This is a genomic window from Methyloceanibacter marginalis (assembly GCF_001723295.1).
Taxonomy (GTDB): domain Bacteria; phylum Pseudomonadota; class Alphaproteobacteria; order Rhizobiales; family Methyloligellaceae; genus Methyloceanibacter; species Methyloceanibacter marginalis.
Genome location: NZ_LPWD01000028.1, coordinates 18,576 through 28,092, shown reverse-complemented (window position 1 = coordinate 28,092; position 9,517 = coordinate 18,576). Strand labels below are relative to the sequence as shown.

10 protein-coding genes are annotated in these 9,517 nt (G+C 64.1%); 4 read left to right on the top strand and 6 right to left on the bottom strand.

Going from position 1 to position 9,517, the window contains the following annotated elements; all coding sequences use genetic code 11:
• The 3 genes from ileS to AUC71_RS01410 form a co-directional block, all read right to left on the bottom strand.
• Positions 1-2,793 (bottom strand): isoleucine--tRNA ligase (gene ileS / locus AUC71_RS01420; protein WP_069622822.1); only part of this gene is annotated, 2,793 nt, incomplete at its 3' end.
• Between the two features lie 46 nt (positions 2,794-2,839).
• Complete coding sequence (locus AUC71_RS01415; protein WP_069622821.1) at positions 2,840-3,850, bottom strand: bifunctional riboflavin kinase/FAD synthetase; 1,011 nt, start codon at positions 3,848-3,850, stop codon at positions 2,840-2,842.
• 23 nt (positions 3,851-3,873) lie between these two features.
• Positions 3,874-4,335, bottom strand: coding sequence for a MaoC family dehydratase (locus AUC71_RS01410; protein ID WP_069622820.1), 462 nt, complete (start codon positions 4,333-4,335; stop codon positions 3,874-3,876).
• 272 nt (positions 4,336-4,607) lie between these two features.
• On the opposite strand from AUC71_RS01410, the gene AUC71_RS01405 reads away from it, so the two are divergent.
• From AUC71_RS01405 to AUC71_RS01395, 3 genes are read left to right on the top strand one after another with little or no spacing between them, the layout of a single operon-like run.
• Complete coding sequence (locus AUC71_RS01405; RefSeq protein ID WP_069622819.1) at positions 4,608-4,997, top strand: response regulator; 390 nt, start codon at positions 4,608-4,610, stop codon at positions 4,995-4,997.
• Between the two features lie 57 nt (positions 4,998-5,054).
• Positions 5,055-5,300: a hypothetical protein gene (locus AUC71_RS01400; RefSeq protein WP_069622818.1), complete on the top strand. Its 246-nt coding sequence runs from the start codon at positions 5,055-5,057 to the stop codon at positions 5,298-5,300.
• The gene (locus tag AUC71_RS01395) at positions 5,297-5,509 is read left to right on the top strand and encodes a hypothetical protein (protein WP_069622817.1); all 213 of its coding nucleotides are present in this window, start codon (positions 5,297-5,299) and stop codon (positions 5,507-5,509) included. The genes AUC71_RS01400 and AUC71_RS01395 overlap by 4 nt, the downstream gene beginning before the upstream one ends.
• 4 nt (positions 5,510-5,513) lie before the next feature.
• Here AUC71_RS01395 and AUC71_RS01390 read toward each other — a convergent pair whose 3' ends face one another.
• Positions 5,514-6,386, bottom strand: a complete 873-nt coding sequence (locus AUC71_RS01390) for a TIGR01459 family HAD-type hydrolase (RefSeq protein ID WP_069622816.1) — start codon at positions 6,384-6,386, stop codon at positions 5,514-5,516.
• A gap of 150 nt (positions 6,387-6,536) precedes the next feature.
• Here AUC71_RS01390 and AUC71_RS01385 point away from each other — a divergent pair, with 150 nt between their 5' ends.
• Positions 6,537-6,794, top strand: coding sequence for a hypothetical protein (locus AUC71_RS01385; RefSeq protein ID WP_141701363.1), 258 nt, complete (start codon positions 6,537-6,539; stop codon positions 6,792-6,794).
• A gap of 54 nt (positions 6,795-6,848) precedes the next feature.
• On the opposite strand, the gene AUC71_RS01380 is transcribed toward AUC71_RS01385, so the two are convergent.
• Complete coding sequence (locus AUC71_RS01380; RefSeq protein ID WP_141701362.1) at positions 6,849-8,510, bottom strand: EAL domain-containing protein; 1,662 nt, start codon at positions 8,508-8,510, stop codon at positions 6,849-6,851.
• A 179-nt stretch (positions 8,511-8,689) separates the two neighbouring features.
• Positions 8,690-9,442: a Crp/Fnr family transcriptional regulator gene (locus AUC71_RS01375; RefSeq protein WP_069622813.1), complete on the bottom strand. Its 753-nt coding sequence runs from the start codon at positions 9,440-9,442 to the stop codon at positions 8,690-8,692.
• Positions 9,443-9,517: the final 75 nt, after the last annotated feature.

Sequence of the window (9,517 nt, the reverse complement as noted above, 5' to 3'; positions counted from 1 at the left end):
GCGCACGAGCGCATCGAGCTCGGCGAGCCGCGCAAGCATGTAGCGTTCGAGCTCGGGCATGTCCTGATACGGCACGGTGAGATCGTCGCGGTAATGCGCGAGATTGCCGAGCAAGAAGCGCAGCGTGTTCCGCAAACGGCGATAGGAGTCGACATTCGCCTTGATGATGTCCGGGCCGATGCGCAAATCCTCGGCATAGTCGGAGCTCATGGCCCAGAGCCGCAGGATCTCGGCGCCGGACTGGCGGATGACGTCTTGCGGCGACACCACGTTGCCCAGCGATTTCGACATCTTGCGGCCGTCCTCGTCGTTGACGAAGCCGTGGGTCAGCACCTCCTCGAAGGGCGCGCGGCCGCGCGTGCCACAGGCCTCGAGCAGCGAGGACTGGAACCAGCCACGATGCTGATCGGATCCTTCGAGATAGAGCGAAGCGGGCCACTTCAAGTCCGGCCGCTGCTCCAGCACGAACGCATGAGTGGAGCCGGAGTCGAACCAGACATCGAGGATGTCGTCGACCTTCTCCCAAGCCTCCGGGTCGTCCACCAACCCATCCAGGAAGCGCTGCTGCGCGCCATCCTTGAACCAAACATCAGCCCCCTCGGACTCGAAGGCCATCACGATCCTGTCGATCAACTCCGCCGATGCGTTGAAATCCCGGCGCGGAATGACCTCGCCGGTGTCCTTGTGCACGAACACGGTGATGGGCACGCCCCAGGCGCGCTGGCGGGACACCACCCAATCCGGCCTTGTATCGACCATCCCTTTGATGCGCTTCTCGCCTTGCGGCGGCACGAAGCGCGTGTCGTCGATGGCGTCCAGCGCGCGGGCACGCAAACTCTGCCCGCCGTCGAGCTCGCGGTCCATGGCGATGAACCATTGCGGCGTGGCGCGGAAGATCACCGGCTTCTTGGAGCGCCAGGAATGGGGATAGTCGTGCCTGTAGCGGGCGCGCGCGACGAGTGCGTTCGCCTCCTGCAGCGCCCGGATCACGGCCTCGTTGGCATCGCCGAACTTACCCTTGTCGTCGACCACCCGCTTACCCTCGAAGCGCGGCGCCTCCTTGGTGAAGAAGCCGGCCTCGTCGACGGTGAAGGGGATCGCTTTGTCGATATTGCGCTCGGCCAGAAGGCGTTCGTTGGCGGTCCATACCTCGAAGTCATCCACGCCATGGCCGGGGGCTGTGTGCACGAACCCGGTGCCGGCTTCCTCGGTGACGTGGTCACCGGGCAGCAGCGGCACCATGAAGCGATAGTCGCTCTCGCCGCGCAAAGGATGCGCGCTCATGGATTGGCGAAGCATCTCGCGAGACACCTCGCCGAGCTTCGACCAGCTTTCGATGCGCGCGGCCTGCTTGACGGTCTCGGCCAAGGCATCAGCCAGAATCAGCCGCTCGCCGACCTTGACCCAATTGTCGTCCGGGGCCTCGGTGACCTCATAGAGACCGTAGTCGATGTTCGGCGAATAGGAGATGGCGCGGTTGCCGGGAATGGTCCAAGGCGTCGTCGTCCAGATCACCACCGAGGCATGCTGCAGCGTCTGCGGGTTCGGGTTGTCATCGGTCGCGAACAGCACCGGAAACTTCACGTAGATCGCCGGGCTCTCAATCTCCTGGTACTCGACCTCGGCCTCGGCGAGCGCCGTGCGTTCCACCACGGACCACATCACGGGCTTGGAGCCGCGATAGAGCAGACCGTTCATGGCGAACTTCATGAGCTCGCGGGCAATGGTCGCCTCCGCCTTGTGGCTCATCGTCGTGTAGGGATGCGCCCAGTCGCCCTCGACGCCGAGCCGCTTGAACTCCTCGCGCTGCACCTCGAGCCATTTCGCCGCCTCGTCGCGGCACTCGCGGCGGAAGGCGATCAGCGCGGCCGCGTCGGAGAGGTCCGGCTTGGGCCGGCCCTTGGCGCGGTAGTTCTCTTCCTCGACCTTCCACTCGATGGGAAGTCCGTGGCAATCCCAGCCCGGCACGTAATTGGCGTCCTTGCCCATCATGGACTGAGACCGGGTGATGACGTCCTTGAGGATCTTATTCAGGGCGTGCCCGATATGGAGGTGACCGTTGGCATAAGGCGGGCCGTCATGGAGGACGAATTTCTCGCGGCCCATGGCGGCTTCGCGCATGCGATCGTAGAGGCGCATCTCGGCCCAACGCGCCAGCAGCTCCGGCTCGCGCTGCGGCAGTCCCGCCTTCATGGGAAAGTCGGTCTTGGGCAGGAACAGCGTCTCGCTCCAGTCGCGCTCGGCCCGCGGCTCGACGGCTTCCGGCTTCGGCGTAACGATCGTCTTGGGCGCGCTCGTCTTGGGCGCCACAGTCTTTGGCGCGACAGCCTTCTTAGCCGGCGCCGCTTTCTTCGCAGGCGCTTTCCCAGGCTTCGCGGCGCCCTTGCTCGGAGCAGCGGCTTTTCTCGGTTTCGCGGTCTGGCGGGCCCTCGACTTGGCCGGAGCCTTTTTGGCTGGCCTCTTCGCTTTCGTCTTGACGGTCTTGCGTTTGGCGGCCGCTTCCGCTTCGAAGACGTTTTGACAGCCTTCTTCTTGGTCACGGTCCGCTTTTTGGCCCTGACTTTTTTGGGTAGGGCCTTCTTGGCCGTTTTTTTTCTTGGAGACGGCCTTCTTGGCCGTGGGCTTCCGCTTGACGGCCGTCTTGCGCTTCACGACCCCACGCTTGGCGGTCTTCTTCTTGGAGACGGCCTTCTTGGTCTTGAGCGTCTTGCGCTTGACCGCGCGCTTTGTCTTGCGGGCGGCCTTGCGCGCGCTCTTGGCGGCCGGTTTGCCGCTCTTAGCTTTTCTCACCATGATCCCTGTTTCCGCCCCGAGGCCTCGATTCGATGTGCGAGGCGTTCTAGCAACCGGCCTTACCACAATCCAGTGCCCGGTTGGCGAGCACTGCGCCCAGGGTGAAACGCCGCATGGGATCGTCGGCATCGACCGCCGCCAACACGGCGCGGGCCATGTCGCAGTCCTTCGCCATCTGGGCAGCAAGCGCTTCCGGTGTGTCGAAAGCGTGATCCGGCCTCAGAAAATCGATGAACTCGACCTCGACCTCGTGGTCGTAGAGGTCGCCCGAGAAGTCGAGCAGAAACGCCTCCAGCACCGGCTCGTCGGCGCCGAAGGTGGGGCGGGGCCCCACATAGCCCGCGGCGTGATAGCGCTCGCCCGCGTGATGGACGCGCATGGCGTAGATGCCGTGACGCACATCCTGACCCGGCGCGAGCTTGAAATTCAGGGTCGGAAAGCCGAGCTCCTTGCCGCGCCCCGCACCGTGGCCGACGCGGCCCCGGGCGCGCCACCAATAGCCGAGCTGCTCGGCCGCCTCCCGCACCTCGCCTTGGCGCAAGTGGTCGCGGATCGTGCTCGATGAAAATGTCACGCCGCCTGCAAGCGTCACCGGCGCGACCACGTCCACGCCGAAGCCTTCCGTCTGGCCAATCGCCGCCAAATGCTCCACGGAGCCGGTCCGGCCCTTGCCGTAGGTGAAGTCGTAGCCGACCACTACGTGGCTTGCACCGAAGCCCTCTCCCACGACCTCGCCGGCGAAGGTGTCCGCCGACAGCGAGGACAGCGCGTTATCGAAGGTGAGCACGAAGGTGACGTCGAGGCCGAGCGCCTCGAGGAGCTCGAGCTTCACCGGCAGCGGCGTCAGCCTGAAAAACGGCTGGTTGGGCGCGAAGAACTCGCGCGGGTGCGGTTCGAAAATGACGGCGCCGGCGCGGCGGCCTTCCTCCGCGGCGATGCGCTTCACCTCATTGAGCACCGCCTGGTGGCCTCGGTGAACGCCGTCGAAATTGCCGATGGCCAGAACCGCGCCCTTGAGAGCGGGCGGTGTGTCCCGCCAGGAGCGGACGATGTCCATCGGAGATCCTTCGCGTCCTCGGTCTATTGGCTCGTGGGCTTGCGGTCGACCATCATCAGGGCCTCGCCCTCGAGGACGGGCTTGCCGGCGATGGAGCAAACGCAGGCGAGCGTGACCCGGCCCTTCTCCGTGTCGACGGCGCTGATCGTGCAGGTCGCCACCACTTCGTCGCCGATATAGACCGGCGCCTTGAACTTCATGGTCTGGGACAGATAGATGCAGCCCGGCCCCGGCAGCTTGGTGCCGAGCACGGTGGAGAACAGGGCGCCCGTAAGAAAGCCGTGGGCGATGCGCTTCTTGAAGATGGTGCCGGCCGCGAAGTCATCGTCGAGATGGACCGGATTCACGTCTCCGGACAGCGCGGCAAAGGTCCTCACATCCTCGTCGGTGATGGTCTTGGAGACGCTGGCCTCCATGCCGGGAGACAAATCTTCCAAGTAGTAGCCGTGGCCCAGGCTCGTCTGACCGTTCGCGGTGCTCGTCATTGCGCTTTCCCTGCTTGTTTGTCGGTGTGATGAGCTGGGCAAAATAGCGAAGCCATTGCTGCGCTGCAATAATCTTGGCGGGCCTAATCCCGTGAGGAGAAAATCCGGCAAATCCGCGATTTAACTCTCCGTTCATGGCCTAACACTTAGATTTACTGCGGTGAATTCTCCCCGTTTCGGGCTGGCCGGGACGGGAACGCATCCTTCGGTGCTTTGAAGACTTGCAGACAAGAGCAAGCCGGGCCGAAGGCTGAGGCAGACGGAGGAAGGTTATGGCACTCGATCCCAGCACGCCGGTGCTCGTCGTCGATGACTACAAGACGATGATCCGGATCATTCGGAATCTTTTGAAGCAGCTCGGTTTCGCCAATGTGGATGAGGCGAGCGACGGGACCTCGGCGCTCAACATGATGCGCGAGAAGGACTACGGGCTCATCATCTCCGATTGGAACATGGAGCCCATGACCGGCTACGAGTTGCTGCGCGAGGTGCGCGCCGACGACCGCCTTTCGCGCACGCCTTTCATCATGGTCACCGCCGAGTCCAAGACCGACAACGTGATCGCGGCGAAGAAGGCCGGCGTGAACAACTACATCGTCAAGCCGTTCAACGCCGCGACGCTGAAATCGAAGATCGACGCCATCTTTGGCGGCGCTCCCTAAGAGGGCCGACCGGACCGTTCGGTCAAAAAGGACATTTTTCGAAAGAGGGGTTTTTCGATGGGTCGAAAGGTTGGGGGAACCACGGCGAAGCGGACGCCGCCGGGCCAGAAGGCTTGCGGCTGCGGGTCGCATTCGGTCGCGGCGGAGATTACCGCTCTTGTGAATACGCTGCGCGAGCTCGCGGCCATTCGCGCCACCGCCGAGGACGCCGCCTCGCGCATCCTCGATTCAGCGGAAGGCTTGCTCGCGCTCGCCGACAAGGAAGAGGCAAAGAAGGCCGAGGCGCGATCCTGTCGATCATGACGGCGTGTGGCTTCCACGACCTCGTGGGTCAGCGGGTCACCAAGATCACTCAGACCTTGGACCAGGTGATCGCCGGACGCCTGAATGACGATGACGCGCCAGGGCCAAGCCAGACGCCGCAATCCGAGATCGCGCTCGAAGGTCCGGCGCTCCCCGTAGGCAAGGCGGATCAAGCACAGATCGACGCGCTGTTCAGCGAAAAGAACTAGCCGCTTACCATTGAAGCCCGCGCGTGGCGGCGATCGGCCGCCTGCCCTCCTGCCCGAATAGTTCGGTCAGATGCGCCGCGTCGAGCGCTTCGCCGCCTTCGCCCGGCGCATGGAGCCCGCTCGCCACGAAGACGGAATCGATGCCGAAACTGCCGGCCCCGGCAATATCCGTCTTGAGGCCGTCGCCGATGGCCAGCACCCGCTCCCTGTCGAGGGTCTCGCCCGCAAGGCGCCCGGCGGTCTCCAAGGCCAATTCGTAGACCGGCATATGGGGCTTTCCCGCATAGATCACCTTGCCGCCCAACGTTTCGTAGACCGCCGCCAGCGCACCGGCGCAATAGACGAGCCGATGTCCCCGCTCGACCATGTGATCCGGGTTGGCGCAGATCATGAGGAGCCGGCGCGCGGCGAGGGCGCCCAAGAGCCCCGTGTAGTCGTCCGGCGTCTCGACGTCGTCGTTGAATGGGCCAGAGCATACGATGAGCTCCGCCGCCTCCGGCGCGCTGAGCGCGACGTCGAGCCCGTCGAAGATCGCCCGGTCGCGCCCGGGCCCGAGATGGAAAACTTGCGCGCCGGCATGCTTGCCGAGCTCGTGACGCGTCAGATCGCCGGAGGTGACCGTGGCGTCGTAAGCCTCATCCGGCACGCCGAATTCGCGAAGCTGCTCCTGTACGGCGGGGCTCGGCCGCGGCGAGTTGGACAACAGCACGACCACCCCTCCTTGGTCCCGGAATGCCCGCGTCGCGGCGGAAGCCTCCGGAAAAGCGGTCCGCCCATTGTGCATGACACCCCAGATATCGACGAACCAGGCGCGGTAGCCTTTGCCGATATCTTGCACGGAGTCGACGATGGGGACGGCGGAAGACGCTGCGGTCATGGCGCTCGGTTAGAGGCTTGCGGGATCGGGGTCAAGGACGCCGCTGGTCGCGCTTTCCGTCGCGTCTGGGGCAAGGCGCGTGATAAAATTTGCGTCACGCCGAATCATTGCGCAGGCATCGGGCCTCGCGCCTCGGCGATGGAGGCGGAAATGCGTCATCTCATACTTAAGATTGGTTTGGCGAGCGTGTGTGCTCTCGGGTTTATCGGTCTCAACCAGCCGGCGAAGGCGTTCTCACCGCCTGCCCTGGACGAAGCCCGACCGTTGGTGATCCATGTCCAAGACATGGAAGACGAGGCGGTCGACGAGGATCTTCAGTCCGAGATCTACCCGCCGGGATCGGGCGAGGACGCAGAGGACGAAGCTGGAGGCAAGGAAGAAGCTGGAGACAAGGAAGAAGAGGAGTAAGCACTCTTCCGCTCAGGCACCCAACGGCGCGTCCTTGCGGGCGCGCCGTTTTGTTTAGTGCGCGCCGGCGTTCTCGAGTTCCCTCGACAGCGCCGTGTTCATGGGCTGCGGCTCCCCGAAAAGATGGCCTTGGGCGAATTCGACTCCGTGGTCGAGCAGTTCCGCGACGTCGCCCTCCCTCTCCACCTTCTCGATGATGAGCTGCATGCCGAGCCCATCCAGACGCCGCTTCAGATCCGCCGCTTTGCGGCCCGGCCCACCGAGGAAGCGCTCGGCGCCGACCTTGACGTAGCGGAAATAGCGGTCGCTCAAAGCGCCGAAGTCGGCATCGATGTCGGCCACGTTGTCGAGGCAGAAGGTGTAGCCGAGCGCGCCCAAAGTATCGAGACAGCTGAGTTCGGTCTGGGTCAGGCCGAGCATCTCGGTCTGGTTGATCTCGAAAACCAGGTTCTCGCTGAGGCTGTTGTTCTCCTCCATGAACTCGATCAACTCGGGGTAATAATCGGAGTCGAGCAGTGAGTGCATGGAGACATTGCCGAACACGCCCTTGATCCGCGTGTCGGGGCCAAGCCGGCGCAACACCTGGACGCTCCGCACCAGCAGCACGTTGTCGATCAGCGGCATCAAGGCCGAGCGCTTGGCCACGGGCATATACTCGCCGGGCAAGACCAGCGTGCCATCCGCTTGCCGGATCCGCGTCAGCGCTTCGAAGTAGCGAATCTTGCGGTCGGGCAGGATCACGGTCGGCTGAAGATAGAGGTCGACCCTCCCCTCCTCGATGCCCTCGCGGAGGATGTTGAGCATCCGATCATCGTCATCGTCGTCGTCGAGGAAGCTCGTGGCGGCCATGGCGGCGATGGGTTCGGGTTCGGGTTCAGGTTCAGCGTCGATCTCAGCAGCGATCTCCTCCGTCACCACGGCGGCAGCCGGGAAACCCGCTTCGTCATCGACGCTGTTGCCGGCTTCTTCTTCCTCTGCCGCCTCCAATTCCTCGGCCGCCGCTTCCGCCAGCTCTTCTATTTCCAGCGCTGGCTCCAACTCTAGCGGGACAGCTTCGGGCACTGGCTCCAGAACCAACTCCGGCTCCGGCTTCAACTCAGAGAGAGGCTCAGGCTCGATCTCGACTTCAACTTCTTCCTCGAGCGTGACCAGCGGCGGGGCGGGCGGCAGGTCGCGCCATCCGGCCTTCTCCATCATCGGCGCGGCCCCAAGATTGCCGGAGAGAGACTTGATCTGCCCTTCGAGGACACCGAGCTCGTTGGCGATCCTGTCCCGCTCGGTACGATTCTCCGCCTGAACCTCGGTGCGCAATGCTTCGATCCGCGCATAAACGTTCTCGATCTCGCCGGCGAAGGCGGTATTTGCGTGGCCACCAGCGACATCTCCCAGCGCGCCGCCGGCAACCGCCTGGTCCAGCCGCTCCACCTTGTCGGTGAGACCGTCAAGGCGTGAAAGATTGTCCTCGACCCGGTCGAGACGCTGCAAATCGGTGTCGATGATTTCGAGGGCTTCTTCGAGCTCGCCGAGGCGGTCGCCGCCGGCGCCGCCACCGCGCGCTCCGCGCCCCGTCCCGAGGAACGACGCGGCCATGACCAGAAACAGCGCCGCCGTGCCGATTAGAACCGGCAAGAGCGGCAGACCGGCCTGAAAGGTCAGCCCGGCTGCAAACGCGGCCGCGGTGATGGCCATGGCGATCAGAACGATCACGTCAAGCATGGCGAGCCCTCCTGAGGCGGCGCCCTGCCCAGAAGACATGGTGATGCCGGTTTGCATGATCGCGCCGCCCCTCGCCCGGAAATCATGAGCGACAGGCTATTGCAACGCAACATCAAATTGGCCGCCGCATCTGTGATACCAGCCAAGCGCTTCCAGGCCAAGGCTGCGTCGGCTCAAGATCACAGCAAAGGCCGCGTACGGGGCTGGCCGAGATCGAACCTGGCGAGTTCGGCAAGCGGCGCGACGTCTGGAACGAAACACCAGCCGTGCTCCCACTGGATCAGGCCGTCGGCCGAGAGCTTCTTCAAGGTCTTGTTGGTGTGCACCAGGGAGAGGCCAAGCGCGTCGGCGAGATGCTCCTGCGTGAAGGGAAAGCGGACTCTGCCTTCGGTGACGAGGCCGACGTCGTCGGCCCGCAGATAGAGGTGCAGAATGTAATAGGCGGCGCACTCGACGGCGTTTCTGCGGCCAAGGCTCAACAGATGCTCGTTGAGGATCGATTCCTGCCGCGCGGCGAGCCATGTGATGTCGAAGGCGAGGCTCGAACAGTTTTGATACAGCTCCCAAACGCGCTTTCTGGGGAAGCTGCACAGCACGGCTGGGGTCAGCGTTTCGACCGAATGATCCATGTCGCCCAGCATGGAGCCTTGAATGCCAATGAAGTCGCCCGGCAGGACGAAGCTCGTGATCTGCCGGCGCCCGTCGTCCAGAGTCTTGTAGCGGAAGGCCCAGCCCTCAAGCAGCGTGAACAGGTGATCGGAGGGCACCCCCTCCTGGAGCACCGTCGAGGCCGGCCCGGTGCGCAGCTCGCCCGCCTTCAAGGCGGAAATGAAGTCGAGCTCATCGTCGCTGACGGCCTGAAAGACCTCGCAGGCGCGGAGCGGGCATTGCGGGCACTGAACGCCGTAACCGAAGGGGATGTCCGCCTGCATGACCGCCTCACCTGCGACCCAAACGGGCAATGTGTCAAAGTTAAAAGACAGGGGGCGCGAGGGCCGCGTAAGTCT

Bases quoted from the DNA above. Each gene is read 5' to 3' on its own strand.
- AUC71_RS01410 (WP_069622820.1), bottom strand. From the start codon at position 4,335: ATGACGAGCACCGCGAACGGTCAGACGAGCCTGGGCCACGGCTACTAC.
- AUC71_RS01390 (WP_069622816.1), bottom strand. From the start codon at position 6,386: ATGACCGCAGCGTCTTCCGCCGTCCCCATCGTCGACTCCGTGCAAGAT.
- AUC71_RS01385 (WP_141701363.1), top strand. From the start codon at position 6,537: ATGCGTCATCTCATACTTAAGATTGGTTTGGCGAGCGTGTGTGCTCTC.
- AUC71_RS01400 (WP_069622818.1), top strand. From the start codon at position 5,055: ATGGGTCGAAAGGTTGGGGGAACCACGGCGAAGCGGACGCCGCCGGGC.
- AUC71_RS01380 (WP_141701362.1), bottom strand. From the start codon at position 8,510: ATGCTTGACGTGATCGTTCTGATCGCCATGGCCATCACCGCGGCCGCG.
- AUC71_RS01375 (WP_069622813.1), bottom strand. From the start codon at position 9,442: ATGCAGGCGGACATCCCCTTCGGTTACGGCGTTCAGTGCCCGCAATGC.
- AUC71_RS01405 (WP_069622819.1), top strand. From the start codon at position 4,608: ATGGCACTCGATCCCAGCACGCCGGTGCTCGTCGTCGATGACTACAAG.
- AUC71_RS01395 (WP_069622817.1), top strand. From the start codon at position 5,297: ATGACGGCGTGTGGCTTCCACGACCTCGTGGGTCAGCGGGTCACCAAG.
- AUC71_RS01415 (WP_069622821.1), bottom strand. From the start codon at position 3,850: ATGGACATCGTCCGCTCCTGGCGGGACACACCGCCCGCTCTCAAGGGC.